20 protein-coding genes are annotated in these 25,859 nt (G+C 46.9%); 9 read left to right on the top strand and 11 right to left on the bottom strand.

Translation table 11 applies throughout. From position 1 onward, the window contains the following. Positions 1 to 34: 34 nt before the first annotated feature. The 6 genes from dnaK to MRJ96_15425 form a co-directional block, all read right to left on the bottom strand. Positions 35 to 1,966 (bottom strand): molecular chaperone DnaK, encoded by a 1,932-nt coding sequence (gene dnaK / locus MRJ96_15450; protein ID MDR4502839.1) that lies wholly within the window; start codon positions 1,964 to 1,966, stop codon positions 35 to 37. A 26-nt stretch (positions 1,967 to 1,992) separates the two neighbouring features. Next, positions 1,993 to 2,592: a nucleotide exchange factor GrpE gene (grpE, locus tag MRJ96_15445; protein ID MDR4502838.1), complete on the bottom strand. Its 600-nt coding sequence runs from the start codon at positions 2,590 to 2,592 to the stop codon at positions 1,993 to 1,995. 271 nt (positions 2,593 to 2,863) lie between these two features. After that, positions 2,864 to 3,643 (bottom strand): type III pantothenate kinase, encoded by a 780-nt coding sequence (locus tag MRJ96_15440; GenBank protein ID MDR4502837.1) that lies wholly within the window; start codon positions 3,641 to 3,643, stop codon positions 2,864 to 2,866. A 65-nt stretch (positions 3,644 to 3,708) separates the two neighbouring features. Next, positions 3,709 to 4,539, bottom strand: coding sequence for a biotin--[acetyl-CoA-carboxylase] ligase (locus MRJ96_15435; protein MDR4502836.1), 831 nt, complete (start codon positions 4,537 to 4,539; stop codon positions 3,709 to 3,711). Positions 4,540 to 4,557: 18 nt separating this feature from the next. Then, on the bottom strand, positions 4,558 to 5,472 hold the full coding sequence (gene nadC / locus MRJ96_15430) for a carboxylating nicotinate-nucleotide diphosphorylase (GenBank protein MDR4502835.1): 915 nt from the start codon (positions 5,470 to 5,472) through the stop codon (positions 4,558 to 4,560). Continuing rightward, positions 5,435 to 8,230: a valine--tRNA ligase gene (locus MRJ96_15425; protein ID MDR4502834.1), complete on the bottom strand. Its 2,796-nt coding sequence runs from the start codon at positions 8,228 to 8,230 to the stop codon at positions 5,435 to 5,437. Before MRJ96_15425 ends, nadC begins: the two co-directional genes overlap by 38 nt. Before the next feature lie 356 nt (positions 8,231 to 8,586). Here MRJ96_15425 and MRJ96_15420 point away from each other — a divergent pair, with 356 nt between their 5' ends. The 3 genes from MRJ96_15420 to MRJ96_15410 all read left to right on the top strand — a co-directional run bounded on the left by MRJ96_15420 (position 8,587) and on the right by MRJ96_15410 (position 14,231). Then, positions 8,587 to 9,327: an HAD-IA family hydrolase gene (locus MRJ96_15420; GenBank protein ID MDR4502833.1), complete on the top strand. Its 741-nt coding sequence runs from the start codon at positions 8,587 to 8,589 to the stop codon at positions 9,325 to 9,327. A 359-nt stretch (positions 9,328 to 9,686) separates the two neighbouring features. Then, complete coding sequence (locus MRJ96_15415; protein MDR4502832.1) at positions 9,687 to 11,912, top strand: hypothetical protein; 2,226 nt, start codon at positions 9,687 to 9,689, stop codon at positions 11,910 to 11,912. Between the two features lie 21 nt (positions 11,913 to 11,933). After that, a complete protein-coding gene (locus MRJ96_15410) occupies positions 11,934 to 14,231 on the top strand; it encodes a PAS domain S-box protein (GenBank protein MDR4502831.1) in 2,298 nt (765 codons plus the stop codon). 701 nt (positions 14,232 to 14,932) lie between these two features. Here MRJ96_15410 and MRJ96_15405 read toward each other — a convergent pair. Continuing rightward, the gene (locus tag MRJ96_15405; protein MDR4502830.1) at positions 14,933 to 15,895 is read right to left on the bottom strand and encodes a class I SAM-dependent methyltransferase; all 963 of its coding nucleotides are present in this window, start codon (positions 15,893 to 15,895) and stop codon (positions 14,933 to 14,935) included. Between the two features lie 557 nt (positions 15,896 to 16,452). Beyond that, positions 16,453 to 17,145, bottom strand: a complete 693-nt coding sequence (locus tag MRJ96_15400; protein MDR4502829.1) for a hypothetical protein — start codon at positions 17,143 to 17,145, stop codon at positions 16,453 to 16,455. Positions 17,146 to 17,235: 90 nt separating this feature from the next. Here MRJ96_15400 and MRJ96_15395 point away from each other — a divergent pair, with 90 nt between their 5' ends. The 3 genes from MRJ96_15395 (at position 17,236) to mutT (ending at position 18,909) form a co-directional block, all read left to right on the top strand. Then, the gene (locus MRJ96_15395; protein ID MDR4502828.1) at positions 17,236 to 17,661 is read left to right on the top strand and encodes a DCC1-like thiol-disulfide oxidoreductase family protein; all 426 of its coding nucleotides are present in this window, start codon (positions 17,236 to 17,238) and stop codon (positions 17,659 to 17,661) included. 121 nt (positions 17,662 to 17,782) lie between these two features. Further along, positions 17,783 to 18,490, top strand: coding sequence for an A/G-specific adenine glycosylase (locus MRJ96_15390; protein ID MDR4502827.1), 708 nt, complete (start codon positions 17,783 to 17,785; stop codon positions 18,488 to 18,490). 11 nt (positions 18,491 to 18,501) lie between these two features. Then, positions 18,502 to 18,909: an 8-oxo-dGTP diphosphatase MutT gene (gene mutT / locus MRJ96_15385; protein MDR4502826.1), complete on the top strand. Its 408-nt coding sequence runs from the start codon at positions 18,502 to 18,504 to the stop codon at positions 18,907 to 18,909. A 133-nt stretch (positions 18,910 to 19,042) separates the two neighbouring features. Here mutT and MRJ96_15380 read toward each other — a convergent pair whose 3' ends face one another. Beyond that, positions 19,043 to 19,786 carry an iron-containing redox enzyme family protein gene (locus MRJ96_15380; protein ID MDR4502825.1) on the bottom strand — a complete coding sequence of 248 codons (744 nt, stop codon included), beginning with the start codon at positions 19,784 to 19,786 and terminating at the stop codon, positions 19,043 to 19,045. 151 nt (positions 19,787 to 19,937) lie between these two features. Between MRJ96_15380 and MRJ96_15375 the strand changes: the two genes are divergently transcribed. Next, the gene (locus tag MRJ96_15375) at positions 19,938 to 20,222 is read left to right on the top strand and encodes a hypothetical protein (protein ID MDR4502824.1); all 285 of its coding nucleotides are present in this window, start codon (positions 19,938 to 19,940) and stop codon (positions 20,220 to 20,222) included. Positions 20,223 to 20,246: 24 nt separating this feature from the next. On the opposite strand, the gene MRJ96_15370 is transcribed toward MRJ96_15375, so the two are convergent. Continuing rightward, entirely contained in the window at positions 20,247 to 20,609 is a 363-nt protein-coding gene (locus tag MRJ96_15370; protein ID MDR4502823.1) for a hypothetical protein, read from the bottom strand. A gap of 134 nt (positions 20,610 to 20,743) precedes the next feature. Here MRJ96_15370 and MRJ96_15365 point away from each other — a divergent pair, with 134 nt between their 5' ends. Continuing rightward, positions 20,744 to 21,097, top strand: coding sequence for a hypothetical protein (locus tag MRJ96_15365; protein MDR4502822.1), 354 nt, complete (start codon positions 20,744 to 20,746; stop codon positions 21,095 to 21,097). A gap of 29 nt (positions 21,098 to 21,126) precedes the next feature. Here MRJ96_15365 and MRJ96_15360 read toward each other — a convergent pair whose 3' ends face one another. Next, positions 21,127 to 21,924: a hypothetical protein gene (locus MRJ96_15360; protein ID MDR4502821.1), complete on the bottom strand. Its 798-nt coding sequence runs from the start codon at positions 21,922 to 21,924 to the stop codon at positions 21,127 to 21,129. A 144-nt stretch (positions 21,925 to 22,068) separates the two neighbouring features. Between MRJ96_15360 and metH the strand changes: the two genes are divergently transcribed. Beyond that, entirely contained in the window at positions 22,069 to 25,740 is a 3,672-nt protein-coding gene (gene metH / locus MRJ96_15355; GenBank protein MDR4502820.1) for a methionine synthase, read from the top strand. The last annotated feature ends 119 nt before the right edge of the window (positions 25,741 to 25,859 follow it).

Raw genomic sequence — 25,859 nt, 5'->3', positions numbered from 1 at the left:
TCTTCTATGAACGCATCCCTTCTTTCATTCTATACTATTTTGCTTCTTTGTCGACTTCCTCAAATTCCGCATCAACGATCTTTTCGTCGGAGGAAGAAGGCTCGCTACTTTCGGCCTGTCCTGAAGCATTGTTAGGTCCACCGGCGGTGGCGGCTTCAGCAGAAGCTTTTTTATACATTTCTTCTGCGAGTTTATGCGAGGCGGTCGTCAAGTTCTGCATGGCTGTTTTGATCGTTTCAGCATCCGAACCTTCTAACGCGGTTTTTAATTCAGCTACGGCTGTCGTAATCTTGGTTTTTTCGTCTTCGGCGACTTTGTCTCCATGCTCAGAAAGGTTCTTTTCAGTACTGTAGATGAGGGTATCGGCTTGATTCTTCAACTCCACAAGTTCGCGCTTCTTTTTATCTTCCTCGGTATGGGCTTCTGCATCTTTTACGAGTTGATCAACTTCTTCTTTGCTCAAACCGCTTGAGGCTGTAATCTTGATCGATTGCTCTTTTTGCGTCGCCATGTCCTTTGCCGAAACATGGACGATCCCATTGGCATCGATATCGAATGTGACTTCAATCTGAGGAAGTCCTCTTGGCGCGGCAGGAATGCCGACCAGGTCAAATTGTCCCAAGAGCTTATTGTCGTTGGCCATTTCACGCTCACCCTGAAAAACCCTGATCGTGACAGCAGTTTGATTGTCAGCGGCAGTGGAGAATATCTGGCTTTTCTTCGTGGGAATCGTCGTATTTCTATCGATCAGACGCGTAAAGACTCCACCGAGTGTTTCAATGCCCAAGGACAACGGTGTGACATCCAGGAGCAGGACGTCTTTCACGTCACCTTTGAGCACGCCACCTTGAATAGCGGCCCCGATAGCGACGACTTCATCTGGGTTCACGCCCTTATGGGGCTCCTTTCCAAAAAATTCCTTAACCCTCTGGATCACTTTGGGCATTCTTGTCATCCCGCCAACAAGAACGATCTCATTGATTTCACTCGCAGTCAGACCGGCATCGCTCAAAGCCTTTTTACAGGGCTCGATGGTGCGAGAAATTAAATCATCGACTAATTGCTCAAGTTTAGCCCGTGTCAATTTTAGGACTAAGTGTTTGGGCCCGCTCGCATCCGCCGTGATAAAGGGAAGGTTCACTTCGGTTTCTTGTGAGGATGAAAGCTCGATTTTGGCCCGTTCTGCCGCTTCCTTCAAACGTTGGAGCGCCATTCTGTCCTTTTGAAGGTCAATCCCCTGGTCTTTCTTAAATTCTTCGACAAGCCAGTCGATGATACGAAGGTCAAAGTCATCTCCCCCTAAGAAGGTATCACCATTGGTGGATTTCACTTCGAACACGCCATCGCCGATCTCTAGGATCGAAACGTCAAATGTGCCGCCGCCAAGATCGTAGACGACAATCCGTTCATCCTTTTTCTTGTCGAGACCATAGGCTAACGAAGCAGCCGTCGGCTCGTTAATGATGCGAAGAACATTTAACCCTGCGATTTGCCCTGCGTCCTTCGTCGCTTGGCGCTGACTGTCATCAAAATACGCTGGAACGGTAATGACGGCATCCGTTACCTTTTCGCCAAGGTAATCTTCAGCGGTTTGCTTCATTTTTTGGAGAATCATGGCGGAAACTTCTGGCGGACTATAGTGTTTGCCCCGAATGTCGACTTGCGCATCTCCATTTGGGGATTCAGTAATCTTGTACGGAAGCCGTTTAATCGCGTCCTGTACTTCGGGAGAGTTGAACTTTCTGCCCATCAGCCTTTTGACGGAAAAAATCGTATTTTCTGGATTTGTGATAGCCTGACGTTTGGCGATTTGCCCGACTAATCGTTCACCTTTGTCATTGACGGCAACGACCGAAGGTGTCGTACGCCCTCCTTCAGAGTTGGCAATAACGTTAGGGTCGCCTCCACTCATTACTGCGACGCAAGAATTTGTTGTTCCCAAATCGATCCCGATAATCTTACTCATGCGCGTATCCTCCTTACGGTCAAGCTTTATTCACTGTGAATATCTGTTTCATGTTCCGTGGATTGTTTGGCGACGGTCACCATAGCTGGGCGAACGATGCGATCGTGTAAAAAATAGCCCTTTTGATATTCTTCAACGACGGTATTGGGTGGGGCCGAATCTGATTCGACTTGGGCTACAGCCTGATGTTTAGCCGGGTCGAATGCCTCTCCCAGGCTGGATACCTGTTGAAGACCAATTTTCGTCAAGGATTCCAGGAGCTGTTTGTAGGTCAAGGCCACGCCTTCCAACAGTGGCCCAATAGCTTTTTGCTCTTCTGCCGATTGAATCGCTCGTTCGAGATTGTCCAGAGTGGGCAATAAGTCTTTTATAAGTTTTTCATTCGCGAATTTAATCGCATCAGCTTGATCTCTCTGTGCCCGTCGTTTGTAATTCTCAAATTCTGCCGCTAGTCTTAAATACTTATCTTGAGAGGTTCGTGATTCTTCAGTCTTGACTTCAAGGTCATGGCGTAGAGAGTCAAGATGGGTGGATTCACCTATTTCATCTGGCTCTTGATCCACTCTAGATTCATCAGCAGAATCGGAATCAATTCCTTTGTCTGCTCTAGGCTTTGGTTTTTTCATCTGTTCGTCCCGACTCATAGAAATTCTTGTTTTTCCTTCAATTTGTCCAGGCGTTTCTTTAGACAGATTTGCGTGCCATCCAGATAGACATGGAAATGGACGAAGTCAACCCATGAAAGGAAAATTCTTGAATTTTAATGAATATAGCGAGTCTAAATACGTTCCAATCAAAATTACGGCAAACCCCGCGCGGTATGACGTTGAACCAGACGGAAGTTATTAGGAGCGGCTATATTGAAGAAAAAGAGAAGCCAGGCGAGTTATCCACAGACTAGGCCGAATATTGGGTCGTCATCCTTCGATAGAGAAGCTCCAACCCTTCTAGGGTAAGGTGAGGTCTAATTTCATCGATGGTTCGAGAAATATCCTGAATGATGTTTGCCAGGCCTCCCGTCGCGATGACATGCATGGGTTGAGCAATCTCAGTCTGAATTCTCGTCACGAGCCCGTCAACAAGGCCGGCGTACCCAAACACAAGGCCAGACTGCATGCTGGAAATCGTATTGGTACCGATCACTGAGGGAGGCAGGATGAGGTCAACGCTCGGAAGTTGTGCGGTTCGTTCATGGAAGGAATCTGCCGCACTCTTGAGTCCTGGAGCGATCGCGCCACCTAAGTATTCACCAGAGGCGGTAATGGTACAAAAGGTGGTGGCCGTTCCAAAGTCAACGATAATCAATCCTTTTTTGAATCGGGCAAAGGCTGCGGCCGCATTGACCAGTCGATCGGTCCCGATTTCTTCGGGATGTTGGTAGCGCAAGGTTAAACCCAACGGACTTTGGCTATTCACGACAAGGGCATGCTGTCCGAAGTACGTTTGCACCATCGTTTCAAAGACGATGGTCAGAGGAGGCACGACACTCGAGATGATACAGCCCGTGATATTCGATTGGGCTATCCGGTGAGAGTTGAGGAGGGCTAGGGACAGAATGCCATATTCATCAGAGGTTTTTGTGTGATCAGTGGCCAATCGCCAGCTTGCTCGCAAGTGATCATTCTCGAAAATTCCCCCAACGATATGGGTGTTGCCAATATCAATCGCCAGTAACATCGTGAGACTCTTAAGCGTTTATACCATGAAAGTACTTTGAGGCTTGTTTCGAGCAGGTTACATGCTTATCGTAAATGTATGACGTCCCCTTCTCGTACTTTCACTACTAAGCTTTCAGAAGATTTTTCGGACTCCGATACCAGCAATTCTCCTTCATCCCCTATGCCGACCGCAATTCCTTGTATGGATTCTCCTGTCATAAGTTCTATCCGAATCTGTCGTCCGATGGTTGAGCAACGTCTAGTGTAGGGGATTTTCATGCTATGAGCGCCGGATTTCAGTAAGTTTTCGTAATAGGACTCAAATTTTTCCAAAAACGAAGTGAGAACAACCGATCGATTGAATGGAAACTGACACTCAATGAATAGTGACGTCGCTATCTCTGACAAGTCAGGGGAGAAGTCCCCATAGGTGCTGTTAATGTTTATGCCGACGCCCACCACGCAAGCAGAGCCGGCTTTCCCCGCTTGTTTGCATTCGCAAAGAATGCCTGCCATTTTTTTGTTCTTGAAAAGAATATCATTCGGCCATTTCAGGGAAAATGCTAAGCTTGTGATTTTCTCTAAGGTTTCCGTTAGCGCGAGTCCTGTTACTAATGGGATCCACGAGATGCCGGATTGTACTGGAAGTTGGGTTAATAGGATGGAGAAATACAGATTTTTCCCTCTAGGGGAATACCAGGCTCGACCTTTTCTGCCTCTTCCAGACGTTTGGCTATCGGCCAAGACCAGAGTTCCGTGAGAGGCTCCACGTTCGGCTTCCTGAAAACATGCAGTATTAGTTGAGAGGCAAGACTCAAAAAAGACGAGTGGATGACCAATATTCTTGGTCGGAAGTTGTAGCGAGAAGGTGTCATATGACCGAATCAGATCATCGCGCAACGGATATTGCTCCATTCAATCGCCAGACTTTGATTAACGACCGGACGGTAATGGATCAAGGGCAAGGCTTAAGTCCATGGCTCTAGCTGAATGCGTCAAAGCGCCGATTGAAATGAAATCAGCGCCAACTCGAGCAATAGTTGCGATATTTTTGAGGGTGACTCCCCCGGAGATTTCAGTCAGAGCTCGTCCATTGATAAGCCGAATTGCCTTGCGAAGCATGCGCGGAGACATATTATCAAGCATGATAATGTCGGCCCCTCCTTTAACCGCAGCTTCAACCTGGGGTAAGGATTCAGTCTCTACGCAGATTTTCAAGTGTGAGCGCTTCTTAACCTTTCGGCAGGCTTCTGTGATATCAATGCCTAGCGACTTCAGTATCGCCAGATGATTGTCCTTTATCAGAATGCCGTCCTTGAGCGACATGCGGTGATTGCGGCCCCCTCCAAGTTTCACGGCCATTTTCTGTAACATCCGAAGGCCTGGCGTGGTCTTTCGGGTATCGAGTATTTGAGTGTTTCTTCCTCTCATGTGCCGCTGAAATTGGTGAGTGAGGGAAGCGATACCTGAAAGATGCTGAAGGAAATTTAAGGCAACTCGCTCAGCGCTGAGGAGTGAACGGGCGTCACCACGTATGGTGCAACACGTGGTCCCGGCCTTGACAGAATCGCCATCACGGCAGGATCGAGAAAAGCGTAATCGACGGTCGACTTGCTTGAATACCTGTCGAGCCACATCTATTCCCGCCAGGACCATGTCTTCCTTGGCGATGATACTGGCGGCGGCAGGAACGGGGTCCGGGAACAGAAGGCGTGTGGTGATATCATTCGCGACATGATCTTCTTCAAGGGCGATACGTATCAGTGCCTTCAGTCCAGATTGCCCGTTTTTCATGTCAACGCTCGCGAGTTCAGGACTTTGAGAGCCGGGTGGAAAGTTGGTGGTCACTGCTCTCCAGCAAGGCGAGCTCTTGAGAAAGCAGTGTGAGGCGATTCTTGGATTCTTGAATCACGCTTGCTTCAGCTTTCGCGACAAAGTCTGTGGAGGCGAGACGTTTTTCAAGGCGGGCAGCTTCTTTTTGCTTTTCCTGCATCTGTTTCCGTATTCGCTCAACGACCTGTTGCACGTCAATTTCATGATTGATTTCTGACCCGACCGTTACGGAACCGACGACAAGTCGGAGGATGTTTTCCTTCGACCAGTCATCCTCCTCAGTGAGCGTTACCGATCCTCGCACCATGTGGGGGAGGTAGGGGGAGAGGTTCGAGAGTGACGCGCGTTCTTCCTGGTTGGCCGCGGTTCCCCAAAACATCATGCTTTGAGTCGGAGAGCAATTCAGGAGCGCGCGGCTTGTCCGCGCCGTTACCACGAATTGTTCAAAAGTCTCGAAGGTTTTTTCAACATCCGCGGCATTCCACTCTTCGTCTGCGACAGGGAAGGGCTGTGTCACGATGGATTTTCCAGAATGCGGGAAGGCCTGCCAGATTTCTTCGCTCAAAAATGGCATAAATGGATGAAGGAGGCGTTGAATAACATCAAATGATTCAAAGAGCGTATGACGAGTTGACTGAGCTTCAGGCGAATCCTGGTCCTGGAACACGGGTTTTATCAGTTCAATATACCAATCACAGTATTCGCGCCAGAGGAATTGATAGACAGACGAGGTGGCCAGGTCGAATCGATACTCCTCTAACGACTCCGTGCAACGAGTGATGGCCTGATTCAATCGACTCAAAATCCAGCGATCAGCGTATGACCGCTCACGCACGGGAAGGACTTTTTGCTCGCCTTCGCCATGCAGGGCGATAAATCGGGCTGCATTCCATATTTTCGTGACAAAATTCCTGTACCCTTCTATACGCCCTTCGGCGAGCTTGATATCTCTTCCCGGCGAAGCCATCGAGGCCAGGGTGAAGCGTAACGCATCGGTGCCATATTCCCGCATTTTTGTTAAAGGATCGATGACATTGCCTTTCGACTTACTCATCTTCTGCCCTTCGGCATCCCGCACCAGAGCGTGAATGTAGACATCTCTGAATGGCGGTTTTCCCGTGAATTTAAGGCCCATCATAATCATGCGTGCCACCCAAAAGAACAAGATGTCCAATCCGGTCACCAGCGTCGAAGTCGGGTAAAAAGTCTTAAGGTCTTGCGTTTCTTCCGGCCAACCCAATGTTGAAAAAGGCCATAGAGCGGAAGAAAACCACGTATCGAGCACGTCCGGATCTTGGATGAGGTCTTTGTTTCCGCAGACAGGACATGCCGTAGGAGGAGTTCTGGAGATGATGGGGATAGCATCGGGACTGATGAAACATGATCGGACCGTCTCTGTGGTTTCCTGTTCGTTGGCGTTCTGCCCCTTGCTCTCGTTGTTGGAAAAAAGAAGATGTTCGTTGTTGCAGGTCTTGCAGTACCATGCGGGGATTTGGTGGCCCCACCAGATTTGCCGTGAAATACACCAGTCTTTTACATTCCGCATCCATCCCAGGTAGTTATTTTTCCACTCATCGGGAATGATCCGAATGTCTCCCGACTCCACGGCCGCAATGGCAGGGTCAGCGAGGGGCTGAATTTTGACGAACCATTGTGGGGAAAGGTAGGGAAGGATCACCGTTTTGCACCGGTAGCACTTGCCAATAGCCATTGAATGGTCGTCGATTTTTGCCAGCAACCCTTTGTCCTGGAGGGCTTCAACGATGAGGCTTCGGGCATCCTGCTCAGATTTTTGATGAATGCGCTCTTTGAGTTGCGGGTCGATGTCCTGATCAGCAAAGAGGCTCGTATCAATCCTTGCGCGATAGTCAAATATGGGTTTTGATGGAAGTCCGAGGCGTTTTCCTGCCTCTTCATCATTAAAGTCGCAGGCCGGAGTGATTTTTACGGCGCCTGTCCCGAATTCTCGATCAACCAGTATTGAGTCCCCCACGACAGGGATCGTTCGATGAGTCAGTGGTAGGCAAACATTCTTTCCGATGAAGCGGTTATATCGAGGGTCATCCGGGTGAACGGCGACAGCCGTGTCGCCGAGCATGGTTTCGGGTCGAGTGGTGGCGATCGTTAAGTAGGCATCTGTTTCGTCTTCGATGGGATATTGGATCTCATAGAGTTTGCCTTTTGTCGACTCATGCTCTACTTCGACATCAGAGAGTGCGGTGAAACACCTGGGGCACCAGTTGATAAGTCGCTCACCTCGATAAATCAATCCCTCTTCATACAATGACGCGAAAACTTCAAGGACAGCTTTAGATAATCCTTCGTCCAACGTAAATCGTTGCTTGCTCCAATCGCACGACGCTCCTAATTGTTTCAGTTGCGTAAGAATGGTATCACCTGACTGTTCACGCCATTTCCAGACGCGTTCAATAAACGCTTGTCGACCAATCTTGTCTCGAGAGCTGCCTTCTGCCATCAGTTGGCGCTCAACGACATTTTGTGTGGCGATGCCCGCATGGTCCGTTCCAGGCACCCAGAGGGTTTGATATCCTTGCATTCGCTTCCAACGAATTAAGATATCTTGTAGGGTGCTATTTAATGCGTGTCCGATATGGAGAGCTCCGGTAACGTTGGGTGGGGGGATGACAATGGAATAGGCTTGAGACGATTCCTTCAGCCTTGGAGTAAAGAGTTTTTCACGGAGCCAGTAGTTTCCCCAGTGCTCTTCGACGCTTTGCGGATCGTATGTTTTATTGAGTTGTTGTTGGGGCATGTGAATCAAGAGCTAATCGGTTGAAGAGCCAGATTTTATCACGCACCCAGCAGGGCTTCAACTGAAATGCCTGATACTTGTTGGGTTTGGCAGCGATGTGCTAAAAGACTATAGTGTTACAGTTTTCACATTCATCAGAGGAGAAATATTCATGCCAAGAGGACGAGAGAAAGATCGTGATCTTCGAAAAAAACACCGTAAAAACAAGAATCGTCTCAAAGCACTGGAGCGTGACCGAAGGACGAAAAAGGGAAAATGATCAACTGTTCCCACTATCGTGTTTCTGACTCTAATTTTCGAGATTAACCCTGCCAGTTTTCTTTCCGTACCGTCCCTGACTTTAAAAAAGGCAGGTCATGGGTACGCTTGACGTCAAACATTCTTTCCTGAAAGTCATCTTCTTTGACGCAGCTGGAACACTTTTTCATATTAAGGGATCAGTCGCAGATGTGTATCTTAAGTACGCTAAAAAGTACGGTTTGCAGGAATCTCTTTCACTTAGATCTTCCATCAATTCCGCTTTTTCATATGCATTCCAACAGGCCCCTCCTCCGATATTCGCCGTTTCCCAACCTGAAAAATTGAAGCAATGTGAACGCTTATGGTGGTTTGACATTGTCCACGCAGTATTTTACCGAGTCGGAATGTTTGAGGGGTTTGATGAATATTTTGACGAAGTGTTTGAGGCATTTGGTCGTGCAGAACATTGGGAGATTCAACCTGAACTCATACCGCTCCTAACAGAGTTAAAAGAACAGCAGTTTGAATTAGGCATTATTTCAAATTTCGATACGCGCTTGTTTCAGATTCTCAATGATCTCTCGCTCTCCAATTATTTTGATACCATCACGATTTCTAGCCTCGTCCAGGCAGTGAAACCATCTCGGGAAATCTTTCAGTATGCATTGGACGAACATGCTGTTGAGCCTCATGAAGCCCTGCACGTCGGCGATAGTCTGACTGAGGATTGGGAGGGGGCGACGAAGTCCGGGCTCAAGGCTGTTTTATTGTGCGAGAAGAACAAATTGCCACAGCACATCGTAAAAATCAGTCATTTACGTGAACTGCCACATATTTTAAGCACGTATCATGTTTGAAGGATCTCTGCCAAAAAGAGAAAGAGGCCATTCACCCTAACGATACGCCCCGTCCTCCGCACTCTTGGATTTTCACTCTTAAGATTCATCTTCCAGGCTGCTTCTGTTATAATAAGCGAACTACGTGGGTTATTGATGGGGGAAGACACTAAAGCCTGTATCTTGGCGTCTATGGCTATTCGACTAAAATTGATGATTCGTCACACTTTTCTTTCTCTAAAGTTATTCAAAAACTTGACCTTCTTCTAGATTTTACGTACTGTTTCATTCTGTCCCTCTAAAACTGTAGAACAGAAGCCGGGTCCTTTAGCAAAGATGTAAAGATTTCATCAAGATCCGCTTTGAGGATTGAAGTCGTTGTGAATTTTTTTGCCATCAGCGGACTGTTAAATGGAATAGCGGCTATCGGGTTAACTCTTCTTGTCTATTTCCATTCTCCTCAAAATCCCAGGCACCGGACCTATGTCTTGTTTGGACTAACCACAGGCCTTTGGAGCTTTGGGTATTTTTTCTGGCAACTCTCCGAGTCTCATCAACTTGCACTCTTCTTCGTTCGCCTTCTTATGGTAGGCGCCATTTTTATTCCCGTTACTTTTCTTCATCACATCATGACGCTGCGTGATGAAGCTGTAAGCAAGTGGGGGATTTTGCAGAAGAATTATATCGTTGGAGGACTGTTCCTCTTGTCGAATCTGACTCCACTTTTTGTCGCTGATGTTCAGCCCAATAATTTTTTTACGTTTTGGCCAGTACCAGGAATCTTTTTTCATTTCTTCCTGATTTGGTGGATAGGCATCGTGATCTATGCGCATTATCTATTAGTCAAGACCTATCTTACGGGAGGGAGGGGACAGCAACAGCAATATCTCTACCTTCTTGTTGCCTCCAGTGTTGGATTTATAGGCGGTTCAACAAATTTTCCGCTATGGTACGGGATAGAAGTCCTTCCCTATGGAACGATACTTTTTACCTTCCATATCTCTCTCGTGGCCTATACACTCCTACGCTATCATTTGATGGACTTTTCTGTGTTCGTAGAAAGAGGCCTGAGTTACCTCGCTGTCCTGTTCCTTATTTCTCAGCCTGCATATCCGGTATTACTACTTGCTCAAAAGTCGGTTTTTGGGACCATTAGCTATCGGTATTCCATGGTTCAATTATTTGTCCATCTCCTGACGGTCGCCGGTGCGTATCAAATGCGTCTTGGCACTAGCCGGTCCATTGCCTCTTCAATCCTGAAAGGGCGGGACGCAAGCCTGAAAACCTTGTCTCAATTTTCTACGAACATCTCTACGCTTCACGACGTAGGCGCATTGGGAAAAGAGATCGTTGTCTCTTTGGGCAAAGGCATACAAGCGCAAACAGTGATCCTCTTTGTCTTAAACAAGGACAAGAACCAGTACGTCCAAGTATCGGATTTTGGCAAGTCTTATGACAGTCCTGTCGACCACACTTTTGGAGTGACTGATGCTCTCCCTCGTTATTTAGCCATCGTCCAATCTTGTGTCGTCTGTCATGAGCTTAAGCAGGCCTTTCCTGATCAGTGGAAGCAGGCAATATTGCAAGATATGGAGAAATTACGGTCTGAGGCTTGCTTTCCTTTCATTCAAAAGAATCAGTTGATCGGGTTTTGCATGATTTCTCCGTATGTGCAAAGCCCCATGGAGGATGAGACCTCGAGGTTTGTTGCCACACTCGTGCGTGAAGCGGCTTTAGCGCTAGAAAACGCTTTGCTACGTGAAGAAGTCATCCGTTCTCAAGAGACGATCCGGCATATCGATCGTTTGCGATCCTTAGAAACCATGTCCATGGGACTTACGCAGGAACTTGCGCAGCCACAAGCTTCCATCAAGGCCTTTATGCAATTGGCCTATATGCGGAAGAATGATGAAAAGTTTTTGGAGCGCTTGAAATCCGTGCTATCGACCGATGTTCAACGAATCGAGCAGTTAACGAAAGAGATTCGCGACTATGTGTCTAATGAGCCGTCACGGCGATGGACTCCAGAGAACCTCAACGAACTTATTGAATCGTGCCTTTGTTATATATCTCGTAATCCGATTTTTCACGATATCAAAATAGAGCAAAAATTAGAACCGAACCTGCCGAGCTTGATGTTTAAGAGGCAAGACATCCGTCAGGTGCTCTTTAATCTTTTGCTCTTTCACCTTCATCCTGTGGGGCATCATGATAAAACTCTTTGTATCACGACGAGAATGATTCGGAGTTCGACGAATGATCCATGGGTCCAACTCGAAGTCTCAAATCGGCCAGTTCAACCATCTGTACATGAAGTCTTATGCGCCTCACTTGGCTCTCCTAGGACATTCTATAAAGAGTTAGAACAATGTGCTCATAATGATGAAAGCATTCGTATCGCCCAAGATATTATCCAATCGTATGGAGGATACATTCAAGGATACGGTACTTCCGAGACCATCATGCTGTCTCTCTTGAGTCTGCCTGCGAAGAAGCATTTAAAGGGAAGCTGCATTCCCGAAGCCCCACGACCTCCAGCGCGCGCTCTAGAAGACAGCCATAGCCAGGCGCAGCCATCTTCTTCATTTCTTGCTACCCGTGAATAGCCTAGATAAGTCTTTCTTCGAATGAATAGCCTTACGACATTATCGAAGGATCAATATCGTCTGCTCGTCGAGCAAATTCCCGCTATCACCTACACCGCCCGCATAGAATGGGGAAAAATTGCATTCAACTATGTGAGCCCTCAATTGGAGACGGTCTTGGGTTTCCATCCATCAGAATGGATTAACAATCCAAATCTTTTTCTGAAACATATTCATCCGGATGATCGAGAACGAGTAGGGAATGAACATCGAGAGAGACTTGAGTCTCATGAACCAGTGCAAATGGAGTATCGAATACTCTCAAATGACGGAAGGATGGTATGGATTCGTGATGTGGCCAGCATTGTACGAGAGGCAGATGGAGTCTCAGTAAATCTTGTTGGGGTTTTTCACGATGTGACGGAAAAGAAACGTCTTGAGGATGAACTATCTCGTTGGGATGAGGAAACCCGTGCGCTGACTACACACCACCCAGATATCATTGCCCGTCTTGATGGGCAAGGGCGAGTGTTATACCTCAATCGTTGGCTTGATTTTTGTCACCCAATGAATCCTGAGTCGTACCTCGGGAAAACTTTAGAAGAGTTAGAAATGCCTGACGCGCTCTCGAACGCATGGTCGAAAGCGTGCGCGCGAGTTCGGTTTGAGGAAACGCCTTCTTTGCTTGAATTTTCGTGCTTTTTGAACAATGATCAAAAAATCTTTGAATCGCGCTTCATACCGGAATTCGGCAGAACGGGCAGAGTAAAAACCGTCCTGATTATCACGAGAGACCTTACCCAAAAAAAATCTGCAGAATGTGCTCTTCGGGAAAGTGAAGAACGTTTTCGGCAGCTTGCCGAATCCATTACCGATGTGTTTTGGCTAGTCGATGCCAGGACCGAAAAATTTCTTTATGTCAGTCCTGCCTACGAAAAATCCTGGGGGGCTTGTTCCCTTCAATTATTGGAAAATTCTCGTGCCTGGCTCAGTACAATTCATCCTGAAGATCGAACCAAAATCGAAAAAACGTTTTTTGAGAAGGTTGTGAATGGAACCCTCGATATTGAATATCGTGTTCTTCATCATGACGGGAATGTACGATGGATCCATAATCGTGCATTCCCCATAACCAATGATGCAGGGGAAATTTTTCGCGTCGCGGGAATGGCTGAAGATATCACGATCCGAAAACAATTTGAAGAAGAGCGTTTACGAATGAGTAAACTGGATTCATTGGGGTTACTCGCGGGTGGACTGGCCCATGACTTCAATAATTTACTTACCGCCATTTTAGGCCAATTGTCATTGGCGAAGTTCTTTATCGCCTCGGATAATCCGTTGTTTCAGCGTCTCAATGAAGCCGAGCTGGCTTCGATGCGAGCTCAAGACCTTACGCAACAATTATTAACCTTTGCAAAAGGTGGAACGCCGATTCGCAAGCCTGCCTCCTTGAGTCAAATCGTTGAAGAAAATACGCATTTTGTCCTTACGGGATCGAATATCAAGTCAGAATTACACATCGTCAAAGAACTCTGGACTGTGGATGTCGATGTCGGGCAAATCAGCCAGGTCATTCAAAATTTAGTGATCAATGCCATGCAGGCCATGCCTAGTGGTGGAACGTTAACGGTATTCGGTCAAAATCTGACTGTGACGGAGGAAGAGCGTGCTGGCCATTGCCAAGTTTCATCGGGAAACTGGGTCAAAGTTTCTTTTATTGATCAGGGTATCGGGATTCCCAAGATGCATCTCAGCAAAATTTTCGATCCCTATTTCACGACCAAAGCTTCAGGCCATGGTCTTGGGTTGGCGACTTCGTATTCAATCATCAAAAATCACGGAGGAGATCTCACTGTAGATTCTGAAGTGGGAATCGGAACGACTTTTACGGTATTGTTGCCCGCCTCGATTGAGAGCCGTGTGATCTCACCCAGACGAGACGCCCCCATTCAACAAGGGCAGGGGACTATCCTTGTCATGGATGATGAGGCACCAATTCGAAAAGTCCTTTGCGAGATGCTCGAGGTGTGTGGCTATGGTTATCAAACTGCCAAAAATAGCCATGAAACACTCGAATTGTTCTGTGAGGCGAAGAAGAATGGGACCCCCTTTGATGCCGTGATACTTGACTTGACGATCCCTGGAGAAATGGGTGGCCGTATCGTGATTCAAAAACTCCTTGAGATCGATCCTTCGGTCAAGGCGATCGTTGTCAGCGGATATTCAAATGACCCTGTTCTTTCAAACTTCAAAGAGTATGGTTTTCAAGGGAGAATTCCCAAACCATTTCGATTAAATGAGGTCAGTGATGCTATTCAACAAGTCTTGAATAAGTAATGCATCCTACCTCCTATTGTCTGTCCACCCCGAACTGTCTGTGATCTTTCTTCCAACTATAACCACTTCCCGGTTAATCTCAGGAACTTTGCCGCTCCAGATTCTCGCTGAAATTTTCATGTTGTCGTGAAGTATAGTCAGCATGTTTTAGAGAAATTCATCCAGCCACGAGTTAACAGATTGCGGATTGTGTCCAACTGCTTAGATTTAGGGCTGAGCTGTCGCTCGGGAAAAAGAATCATCACGCAATGCATCGTGCTTTATTGATGACATCTGATGCTCATATGCACATGGAAAGCTTAGGATGTCAAAAAACAAGAGGTATAGCCGTTTCCAATAACTTCAGTATGGTTCAATGTCGTACAGCGCGGGGATTATCGTCTGTATCGATTGAAACGTATTTGGATTCGCTATACCCCGCCAGCCAATGCGACTTCTTCAGAATTAATTAATTAACAAAGTTTACATTCAGACGGCTCCCTTATCGTCAGGATATTGCGTCTCTATTACATAGGTCTTTTTCATGTATGCGAGGGGGGTGAGAGTCAGGAGGTGCAACGCACCTCTTGCGAAGCCTACAGTAAAAGAGACCACGTTTGTTAACCCGCAAAATTTGACCATACGATCATTGTTCTGCGTAATAGTGAATGCTGAAACCTAGTTGTGAGAATCCTCGAAGGCCAAGATCCTTGCGGCTGTTCTCACGTCTTAAGAATATGTAAAAAGAGGTTTACGCCTTCTGCCTCCTGTTCGATCCAAACATTCTTTGGACTGACACCACAGGCTTCCGCCAACTCGAGCAATTTTCGCTTGCTACGATGAATCAAGATCCAATCAAAGAGTTCCATGTACCCTTGAGTGGGATTGTCATCTGAAAAATTCCCGATCACCAGTTTTCCGTTTTTCTTCAAGCCTGGTAGAAGGCGCTTAATCACACGCTTAAACAGGGCATCACTGAAATAGTCAAATAATCCTGCGGACCAGATAAGATCGTACTTTTCAGTTGGATTGAACCGAAGGACGTTTTTGTGGAGGAAGTTGACCGTGTCTGAAAAGTCTTTGCAGAGTGTCTCAGCATATTGGATCGCTTGACGGTCCTGGTCAATGCAGTCAAATACAATATTGGAGGGACCAATAACTTTCAACGTTTCATACAAATCTCGTCCTGGTCCACTACCCACATTTAAGACTCGCGCCTCCATTTGGAACTGATTCTTCATTTTCCAAATTTGTTCCAGAAAATATGAGACACGGTTCCTGACAGCTTGAGGCGCCTTGTGAGAATGAAAGAATCGATCCCAGTTTTTAAGATTCGGATCGGGTGCTGTCCAGTAGTTGTAAATCCGCTCGATCACCTCAAAATCACCTGCATAGCCATGGGGCTTTTGAAACACGAATCCTTGTATGGTTTCAATCGATAAAGCATTCCCAAAGGCATGCAGAATTTTCGTGAACTGCTGCTGGGAAAGGACGCCTGACTTTCTGCATAACACTAATTTATCCATTGCTTGATTCAGTGAGGTATATTCTTGGGGCGTCGGTCCTCCTTTTTGAACCAATCGTTTAATGTCTCGGATCGTTGATTCTAAAATCCTTTCGCCGCATCGGGATAACTGCGTGTCATCAGAGTTTGAGGCTTCAGTGATTGCAGAAAATCTTTGCATGGGTTCCTCCTTGATAGCGTTACTCCTTCCACCCCATGTGGAGAGAGTGTCTGATTGGTGTCGAGGCTTTGCATTAGTTCTCGCAAGAATTGTCTGCGGATGTGTGCAGGGTAGCAAGGAGGCACATCAAGAATGGTAGGGTCCCTCCACATGAGGAAAATCCTAAGTACGCAAAGAGGTTTTATTCTTTACCTTGCCCGCACATTCAAGGCATTAAGAATATAATTTGAAAATGGAAAAGAAAGATAATAGATAACGACGAGAAGAGAGGGCTATCTGTAACTATGAATTCGAAGGTTAGAAAATCTGTCGGAAACGCGTCAGCCCAAGAACGCTAGTATTGTGATGAAAAGCTAGGATATCCACAAGGGTAACGAAATGATTCCTGTCTGTCTAGTGAGCTATTGTACCTAATTAATTTACCGACTATTTGAAAGAAGAAATTATCAGTGGCTCAAGAAGCTTACTCAGCCATGAAGGGTACGGTTTTAACGCTGTCCACTGGAGGGAGTTGGTCGGGCCGGTTGGAGAAGAAACGGGAAACCTTTCCCAAGAGGTCATTGCAAAATGTACTGAATGTTATCAATACGTACAAACGGAAGCACCATGCCTTGATGGGAATTTTCATGAGAAAAAGCATACATGAGTGATTCATCTGGTACCAGACGTCCGGTAAGCAAGATCACAACATCAATCTCCGAGCCTTTCGTAAGCCTTTCTTGTAAATCGTCAGACATTTCCTTGTGAGTTGGTATGGCAACCATCTCAGAGGGAATATTCACTGGCTTAAATCTGACGATTCCCCAGGAGGTTTGTGTGTGGATAGGACCGATCGCAACTCTGAAGCCCTTTAGCTCGTCGACATATTGCCGTAAAATCCCACTCCAATAAAAAGCCACACGCTGCTGCAGTAAGGGGTGTCCTGCTCTTTTTTTGTCCCGGTTTCGATTAAATTGAAAAAGCCGATGTCCTTGCTCTTCCCCTGGATGATCGTGCAACATGTCCCAGTCCGGAGGAGTCTGTTCCAGTTCTGTCATGAATGCTTCTTGGTCGTTTTGAGAAAAAAGAGGACGTGCGGAGCCATAAATCAATTTCTCTCCATTCCCCGATGTTCGATCCAAGAGGATGTTGACGCCGAGTGATGACCCGGCGATAAGGTGAGAAGGGAGTAAGCCTAGAACGAGGACATACGTCAGGATCGGTCGTAACCGTCGTTTATTCAGTAGACTTGCCGTTGGCTTCTCAAGCATTTATGCCCCGATAGGATATTGTGAAGCTAAATTTCACTTTCTATTGAAATACCACTGACTTCCGTGATTCACCGAATGCAGGAGGTAGTTATGGCAGACCTCAAAGGGCACTCATGGAGGCGTTATCCAAGACTGATCTTATTCGATGGAGTATGTACGTTCTGCATTGCTTCTGTCGATTTTGTCATCCGCCATGACCCTGAGCGAAAATTTCAATTCGGAGCCTTACAGTCAGAGGTTGGTCAGCAGATTTTAATGACCCATCATTTCAGTATCCATGATTTTGAAACCTTCTTGTATCTTGAGCACGGGCAGGTCTATACCAAATCGACGGCTGCTTTAAAGGTTCTAAAAGAGTTACAGGGCATAAAAGCTTTGTGGTATGTCGGAAAACTCATCCCACGATCTATTAGAGATTTCATCTATCGATTCATTGTCCGTCGAAGATATCAATGGATGGGAAAGCTTGAAGCATGCAGAACTCCTCCTGAGGCCGATCGGTCTCGATTCGTCTAGAATCGATGGTCGTCTGAGCACATGTATTGTTCCAGGAAACCGTCTTGAATTCAACAAGTGTCATCCCTACAATCATGTGGATTTCTAGTCGACGTGTTCTTCAAAGAGGAGGCCTTGTAGCATGCGGCAATCGAAGAAAAAGGTGAGATCTTCAGGAGCCTCTTCTCGTCCCAAAATTCTTGATGATAGGATAAAGCGAAAATTTCAGTCACATTTACTGAAATGGTACCACAAATATGGTCGTGACCTTCCTTGGCGCAGAACCAACGATCCATATAAAATTCTCGTGTCAGAAGTGATGCTTCAACAGACCCAAGTTGATCGGGTCATACCCAAGTATCATGAATTTTTGGAAAAATATCCAACCGTGGCCGACCTTGCCGCTGCAAAACCGCAACAGGTGCGAGAAACATGGTACCCATTGGGGTACAATGTCCGACCCTATCGTTTACATAGCATTGCCTGTGAAACTGTCGAGCGGTACGGTGGGGAAATTCCCAATGATCATGAGCAATTGCTATCGTTAAAAGGAATCGGTCGATATACTGCGGGTGCCGTACGTTCATTCGCTTTTCAAGAAGATGCTCCGATTCTGGATACCAATGTCATGCGAGTCTTATATCGAGTGTTTGTCGGAGAGGGAGATCCAAAGAATCATAAGACTCAATTGTGGGCCATCTCAGAAGCGTCTATTCCGAAAGGGAAAGGCTATGATTTTAATCAAGCGTTAATGGATTTTGGAGCTATGGTCTGTACCGCAAGGAAGCCATACTGTTTATTATGTCCGATGCAGAAATTTTGCAAAGCCTTTCCTTTTAAGCCGTCCTAACCCTCCTGCCAATGGAGGGGAATCCTCACATACAAGTTGGAGTCGCGATCATCAGGCGAAATAATCGCTTTCTTCTTTCTCGCCGAAACCCTTCAGTTCACATGGGCGGATTGTGGGAGTTTCCAGGAGGGAAATGTCAGGCCGGAGAATCATTGGAAGCATGCGTCGTTCGCGAGGTCTTTGAAGAATTAGATATTCACTTGGAACAACTGCATTTTGTCATGCGCTGTTCGTATGAGTATCCTGAAAAATCCGTAGAGCTCTCCGTCTTTGAATGCATGTCATTTTGTGGAACGCCTAAGGCCGTGGATTGCTTTACGTTTGATTGGGTCAAAAAAGAAGACCTCAAGGCTTACCAATTTCCCCCTGCCAATGCACCTATTCTACGTCACCTGCTCGAGAGGAGCCTCTCTTCATGATCTCATTCTTCGGGAATATCATTGGTGCACGGATCAGGGAACAGGATTGACGAGATAAGGAAACTATTTGGAAGAAACGTAAACAGTGGCAGGGTAGTCAAACCTAGGCGTCACGATGGCAAGGAGGGCAGTCTTATTGACGAAGGCCACAGGCCCGAGCAATCCCATCCTGATATCGTGACCATTGTTGGAGTGTTTCTTCCATCTGCTGCAAGACAGATTGTTGTTGATCGGCTTCGATAGCGTGATGAATGATCATGTCATAGATCGCACGCCGATTCACTGGTTCCACAATCTGTTGGACGCGGATATAATCCATGTACTTGGGAGACACCCCTTGATATTGGACCAACGGATGTTTCATGATGATGTCTTCAATTTCTGCCGATGATTTTGGCCCCTTCGGGTACATCACGTCTTCAGGATCCATCGACGTGCCTTCGACAAATACGGTAAGTACAGTAGCGCCCACAAGCCAGTCATCTTCTTGACAAAGATGATCAAGCCACTCTCGGTACGTACGGCTACTGGAAAGAAGTGTGACATCGCGGAAGCCCGATCGGTCAAACCCTAGTCCGATCATCATTTGGAGAAAGAGCTCTTGATGTGGCTGATGGAAGGATAACCCCCCTGTTTCTTCTTCGTAGATTGTTGTCGCGAGTCGTCGTCGAACTTCCCAAGGGGGATTCTTCCCAAGGATACGTGCGAGTAACACGGCAAAATCGCGAATGTAGACAACATATTCTTGATGGTATAATCGGTGAAGATGTTCCATCGTGATGGTATTCCCATTAAAATACGAATCGGCCCAATGTCGTTTTCGACGAAGCACATCGAACAACTTCTCACGAAACTGATCAGGGGAAAGAGTGCGCATGGGATTTCTTCTCAGTTAATACAAATGAGCTGGGGTAAAGACAGCGAAAGGCAAGCTACAACGAATGCTTGGCATGAACCTTTTATCACGAAATATTAGTTGCGGTAATCTCTTTTATAGGATACCACACTCTTGAGGAAGCTGTAAGCATATGGAAACTGTAAATTTGGGCAATCCAGACGACATTTTTCAATTTTTATCGGATGTCTCGCTCAAGGGAAGTGGAGTGACGACAGATAATTTAATGGAATACGTGTTAGATGAAGGGTTTACGGAACCAACTTACCTACAAGCCAAAGGTGAGGACGCTGATGCGTATTACAAGGGACGCCCAAACGCATGGGCCGTTTATCAAATTCGGGAGTGGAAGCGAGTGCTCATTATTAGTGGGGGAGTTGGCCGTGAGCGGCGAGCGCAAATCACGGAAACGCCATGATTAGACAAAAGTAATTCTTGGCTCTTACTTCCATCCCCCCACGAGCCGATTTTCCTCAAAATAGAGGTATCGATGGGTGACCGTACCGGCGTCCAGCCAGTCTTCATAGACCCATTCTTCGCGCCGAATGCCTTTGTCGGTATAGCTCACGTTCATCTGATAGGGTGATCCCCACGCCTTCATGACTTGGTCACGAGTCATCCCTACCATGACGTTTTTTTCTTGAATGTGTTTTTCGAAGGTCGGGTCTAAGAGGGGTGGGAGAATTCCCCAGCCCAACATCCAAAGCAAAAAAGCCGTTAATCCGACGTATACAGCGACGCGAACGGGTCGGCGGCAGGGAAACGGAACAGGGTTGGATTCTGAATGAACGTGGTGATTTGACAAGTTGATCTATCAAGCGAGAGCGTCAGGCAAACATGCAAAAAATCAACTGGCTAGAATTATGGTATGTTCATATTTACAGCCAGTGATAGATATTATCAGTCCAGAATTTAGAGGGTCAAGAAAGGATGATGCGCATGTTCGTGGAAGTCGAGGATAATTTAAACGTCGAGAACTCTGTGTTCCTGAGATTCAAGGAAGTCTCTGCCCCTCGACTCGTTTCGCACGTACGAATCTATGATCGTTCGTCAATAGGAGAATGGTATACAATTACGGGATGGGGGAACAATGATGAGCAAGCAACATGCGACGCTTACGCTCAGAAGGTCGAGGATTCTGGCTCCGGGGTCGCAATACTCATCTATGGAGGAATCCATGGCGTTCGACTGAAGGCTGAAGATTCCAGTGAACCGTGGGACCTTAAGAGTCCGAATCAATGGGGAGAAACCTATCTTCTCTTAAGTGGAGAAGATGACGTACGGTTTGCTTAAATAATTACGTGATAATGCTTGCAAAGCGTCTAATCAGCATACTGCGGACGTGGAATGCTTTTTTGTTGTGTGTCTGGTGGCGGAGGGTGTTTGGGGAACTCTTGAGAGTAGGGATTGACGATCGGTTCATGAGTGAGTCGTTGGTTGGTTCTCACGATTTCAAGACTTTGGGCGGTAATCTCCATACGGTCGATCGGAGCGTCAAGCGTCAAATGATTAGGGAGGCCGTCGAGGGCAAACATCTGATAGGCCAGAGACCAAGGTAAATTTTCTTTTCCGCGCTCTTTCACGATAAATGATGCTTCTTTCGAAGGGGAGCCTTTAAAAATGAGCACCCAGAGATTGGAGCGAAATGCAGAAGCTCCGGCATCTGTCGGCGGAACGAATTCAGGAACCAAGGATGGAATTTGATTCAGAGGAATGGCGGGGGTAAATTCAATTTCAATACGTCTGACATACAGTGTTGGAAAATCTTTATCTTCATTGAGGTCTGGAATGTAAACGAATGAATACCGGACTTGAACATTGTCTCGTTTGTAGGTGTAGACATCTTCACCATTTTCCGGAGAGACGAGCTTACTGAAATATTTTTTCCAGTCTTGAAAGGTGTAATAGCTAAACACGCGTAAGGCGGCTTTTCGAGACCTCACAGCCATCGGTTGTCCGAGTTTTTGGTGCAACTCAGCTTGCGTAAGCCCTAGAAATCCATCTTCAAAGTAGGGTTTCCCTAAGGACTTCGAAGGCGTGAGAAATTCCAAGACGCAGAAACTAAAAATAAGGATAGCGAAAACCACCGGAGAAACAGATTGAGAAGTCAAACAGGGCATAAGTGAAATTCCTATTTTTCATCGTATTTCTTAGGATGAAGGGATGTCAAGAAAATTGTGCACATGTCATGGGCGTCATGTTAGAACGGAATTCGATCGTTTGAAAATTAGTCATGTATTGTCTTTTGTGAGGAGATCGAACGAATGTCGGAATTAGAAGAGTTACTGCAAAAAAGAATCGTGGTCATGGATGGTGCGATGGGTACCATGATCCAGAAGCATACATTAGGTGAAAAAGATTTTCGTGGGGAAAGGTTTTCGGACCATTCGTGTGATGTCAAGGGCAATAATGATCTCTTGTCGATCACGCAGCCGACTATCATCCAATCGATCCATCAGGATTACATGGATGCGGGAGCCGATATTATTGAAACGAATACCTTTAACGCGAACGTCATTTCCATGGCAGATTACAAGATGGAATCTTTGGCATACGAACTGAACGTCGCGGGAGCCAGAGTTGCCTGTGAGGCCAGGAACGCCATTATGGAAAAAGACCCCAATCGCTCACGATTTGTGGCGGGGGCCATGGGGCCAACCAATCGTACAGCCTCAATGTCTCCGGACGTCAACGACCCGGCTTTTCGTGCTGTGACGTTTGAACAATTGGAACGGGCATACCATGAGCAAGTGCGAGGACTGATAGATGGGGGGGTGGACTTGTTGCTGGTGGAAACGATTTTTGACACGTTGAATGCCAAAGCGGCTCTGTTCGCTATTGACCGATACTGTCAGGAGCAACAGCGAACCGTGCCCATCATGATCTCAGTCACGATCACCGATCAGAGTGGACGAACATTGTCCGGGCAAATGATCGAGGCCTTCTGGAACTCGGTGTCACATGCCCATGTTCTCAGTGTCGGCATCAACTGTGCCTTAGGGGCGAAGCAGATGCGGCCCTACATTGAGGAGTTATCCCGTATTGCACCTGTCTATATCAGTTGTTACCCAAACGCTGGGTTGCCGAATGCCTTTGGCGGGTTTGATGAGACTCCTGAGCGTATGGGGGCTGACTTGCGGGATTTTGCCAGTCAAGGATGGTTGAATATCGTTGGAGGGTGTTGCGGAAGCACTCCCGATCACATCAAGGCTATCGCTCAGGCCGTGTCGGATTTTCCGCCGCACCAGAAACACCCCAAGGTGCCAATCACCAGACTCAGCGGGTTGGAGGCCATTTCCATTCGTCCTGAAGCCAATTTTATCAATATTGGAGAACGGACGAATGTCACAGGATCTCCAAAGTTTGCCAAGCTTATCCTCAGTGGAGACTTTGAAGCAGCCTTGTCTGTGGCACGTCAACAAGTGGAGGGAGGGGCGCAGATCATTGACGTCAACATGGATGAAGGAATGCTGGACTCAGAGAAAGCGATGGTGCATTTCTTGAATCTTATCGCCTCCGAGCCCGATATTTGCCGTGTGCCGATCATGATTGATAGTTCCAAGTGGTCGGTGATCGAAGCCGGGTTGCGATGTGTTCAAGGAAAAGGAGTAGTGAATTCCATTAGCCTCAAAGAAGGCGAAGACACGTTCAAAGAACAAGCTAGAATTGTCAGACGCTATGGTGCCGCTGTCGTCGTGATGGCATTTGATGAGGTTGGACAGGCCGATACGATGGAACGCAAGGTCGAAATCTGTACACGTGCGTACAAGATTCTGACGAAAGATGTCGGTTTTCCACCGGAAGACATTATTTTCGATCCGAACATTTTAACGGTGGCCACCGGTATCGAAGAGCACAACAATTACGCGATGAACTTTATCGAAGCTACGCGTCAGATAAAAGCCACGTTGCCTTACTGCAAGGTCAGCGGGGGAGTCAGTAATATTTCTTTCTCATTCCGTGGTAACAATATCGTACGGGAAGCCATGCACACGGCCTTTCTCTATCACGCCATCAAAGCCGGTCTGGACATGGCGATCGTCAATGCGGGGCAATTGGGGGTCTACGAGGAAATCCCCAAAGATTTGTTGGAGTTAGTCGAGGATGTCTTGTTCAATCGACGTGAAGATGCGACGGAACGTTTGGTGGCTTTTGCGGAAACGGTCAAGCAGGGCGGGAAGACGATCGTCAAGGATGAAGCCTGGCGGAAAGGAACGGTGGAAGAGCGTCTTTCGCATGCCCTGGTCAAAGGTATCGTCGAATATATTGACGTCGATGTGGAGGAGGCGCGCCAGCAGTATGACAAACCGCTGCTCATTATTGAAGGTCCTCTCATGGATGGCATGAATATCGTCGGAGATCTATTTGGGGCAGGCAAAATGTTTCTTCCTCAAGTTGTCAAGAGTGCGCGGGTGATGAAAAAAGCTGTGGCGTATTTGTTGCCGTTCATGGAAAAAGAAAAACAAGAAACGGGTGGCCATGCCCAAGGGAAAGTGCTGATGGCCACCGTTAAAGGAGATGTTCATGACATTGGGAAAAATATCGTGGGCGTGGTCCTGGGTTGTAATAACTACGAAGTGCTCGATTTGGGTGTCATGGTATCCTGCGACAAAATTTTGCAAACCGCTCGCGATGAAAATGTTGACATGATTGGCCTCAGCGGATTGATCACTCCTTCACTCGATGAAATGGTTCACAATGCGAAAGAAATGAATCGCGAAGGCATGAATATTCCCTTGTTAATCGGGGGAGCCACGACGAGTAAAGCGCACACAGCGGTCAAGATTGCGCCCGGGTATAACGAACCTGTCGTGCATGTACTTGACGCATCATTAGCCGTAAATGTCGTTCGACAATTACTGAGTCCGGATGCCAAGAGCGCATTCGTCGAAAAGGTCAGACAGCAGCAGGCTGCGATTCGTGAAGCTCACCGGAACAAGAAGACGACGAAAACGTTGGTGCCGATCCAGGAAGCGCGAAAACGACGAGTGGCGATCGAATGGGAAACATCAGAGATCGCAAGACCACACTTTCTCGGGACTCGCGTACTTGACGATATGCCCTTGAATGATTTGTTGCCAGTCATCGATTGGACGCCTTTTTTTCAAGCATGGGAACTGAAAGGCCGGTATCCAAAAATTTTGTCCGACGCAACTGTTGGGAGTAAGGCTCAGGAACTCTACAACGATGCTCAAACCCTGTTGCAGGAAATCATCGAAAAAAGATTGCTGAAGGCAAAAGGTATCTATGGCTTCTTCCCGGCCAACAGTATGGAAGATGATATAGACGTTTACACAGATGAGTCGCGAGCCCACATTCTCACGACGTTTCATACCCTTCGTCAGCAGATGGAGAAACCTCAGGGCGACAAGAACTATGCACTGTCCGACTTTGTCGCGCCGAAATCAACTGGGGTGGCAGATTATATCGGTGGGTTTGCGATCACGGCAGGAATCGGGATTGAAGCACTCTGTGAACGATTCGAAAAGGATCATGATGATTACAATTCCATCATGGCCAAAGCTCTGGCCGATCGTCTAGCCGAAGCTTTCGCCGAATGGCTTCACCGTGAGGTGAGAATGGAGTGGGGGTATGGTCTAGAAGAAGATCTCTCGAATGAACAGTTGATTCGTGAGGAATACCAAGGCATTCGCCCAGCCCCGGGTTATCCTGCCAGCCCCGATCACACGGAAAAGAAAATCTTGTTTGACTTGTTGGAAGCCGAAAAGCATACGGGCATCAAGCTTACCGAAACATACGCCATGTACCCAGCTGCGTCGGTCAGTGGCCTGTATTTTTCACATCCCCAAGCCAAATATTTCGGTGTTGGAAAAATCGATAGAGATCAAGTTGAAGACTATGCTGCGAGGAAAAGCATGAAGCTCGACGAAGTGGAGCGGTGGTTATCACCGAATTTATGCTATGACCCCGAGTAATGGGTCTGCGCTTTCTCAACTGTTATGAATGTATTGGGACTCTGTATTGCCCATACGTTGAATCAGTAGGAGGGAGATTAAATTCGTCTATCGTTCTGTTCTCCTGTGAATAGTGATTT

This window comes from Nitrospirales bacterium (genome assembly GCA_031315865.1).
GTDB lineage: Bacteria > Nitrospirota > Nitrospiria > Nitrospirales > UBA8639 > JAGQKC01.
This window is presented reverse-complemented; position numbering and strand designations above follow the sequence as displayed.

Excerpts from the sequence above, each read along its gene's own strand:
- dnaK (MDR4502839.1), bottom strand. The coding sequence starts at position 1,966 with ATGAGTAAGATTATCGGGATCGATTTGGGAACAACAAATTCTTGCGTC.
- grpE (MDR4502838.1), bottom strand. The coding sequence starts at position 2,592 with ATGAAAAAACCAAAGCCTAGAGCAGACAAAGGAATTGATTCCGATTCT.
- MRJ96_15440 (MDR4502837.1), bottom strand. The coding sequence starts at position 3,643 with ATGTTACTGGCGATTGATATTGGCAACACCCATATCGTTGGGGGAATT.
- MRJ96_15435 (MDR4502836.1), bottom strand. The coding sequence starts at position 4,539 with ATGGAGCAATATCCGTTGCGCGATGATCTGATTCGGTCATATGACACC.
- MRJ96_15425 (MDR4502834.1), bottom strand. The coding sequence starts at position 8,230 with ATGCCCCAACAACAACTCAATAAAACATACGATCCGCAAAGCGTCGAA.
- MRJ96_15420 (MDR4502833.1), top strand. The coding sequence starts at position 8,587 with ATGGGTACGCTTGACGTCAAACATTCTTTCCTGAAAGTCATCTTCTTT.
- MRJ96_15410 (MDR4502831.1), top strand. The coding sequence starts at position 11,934 with ATGAATAGCCTTACGACATTATCGAAGGATCAATATCGTCTGCTCGTC.
- MRJ96_15405 (MDR4502830.1), bottom strand. The coding sequence starts at position 15,895 with ATGCAAAGATTTTCTGCAATCACTGAAGCCTCAAACTCTGATGACACG.
- MRJ96_15400 (MDR4502829.1), bottom strand. The coding sequence starts at position 17,145 with ATGCTTGAGAAGCCAACGGCAAGTCTACTGAATAAACGACGGTTACGA.
- MRJ96_15395 (MDR4502828.1), top strand. The coding sequence starts at position 17,236 with ATGGCAGACCTCAAAGGGCACTCATGGAGGCGTTATCCAAGACTGATC.
- MRJ96_15390 (MDR4502827.1), top strand. The coding sequence starts at position 17,783 with ATGCGGCAATCGAAGAAAAAGGTGAGATCTTCAGGAGCCTCTTCTCGT.
- mutT (MDR4502826.1), top strand. The coding sequence starts at position 18,502 with ATGGAGGGGAATCCTCACATACAAGTTGGAGTCGCGATCATCAGGCGA.
- MRJ96_15380 (MDR4502825.1), bottom strand. The coding sequence starts at position 19,786 with ATGCGCACTCTTTCCCCTGATCAGTTTCGTGAGAAGTTGTTCGATGTG.
- MRJ96_15375 (MDR4502824.1), top strand. The coding sequence starts at position 19,938 with ATGGAAACTGTAAATTTGGGCAATCCAGACGACATTTTTCAATTTTTA.
- MRJ96_15365 (MDR4502822.1), top strand. The coding sequence starts at position 20,744 with ATGTTCGTGGAAGTCGAGGATAATTTAAACGTCGAGAACTCTGTGTTC.
- MRJ96_15360 (MDR4502821.1), bottom strand. The coding sequence starts at position 21,924 with ATGCCCTGTTTGACTTCTCAATCTGTTTCTCCGGTGGTTTTCGCTATC.
- metH (MDR4502820.1), top strand. The coding sequence starts at position 22,069 with ATGTCGGAATTAGAAGAGTTACTGCAAAAAAGAATCGTGGTCATGGAT.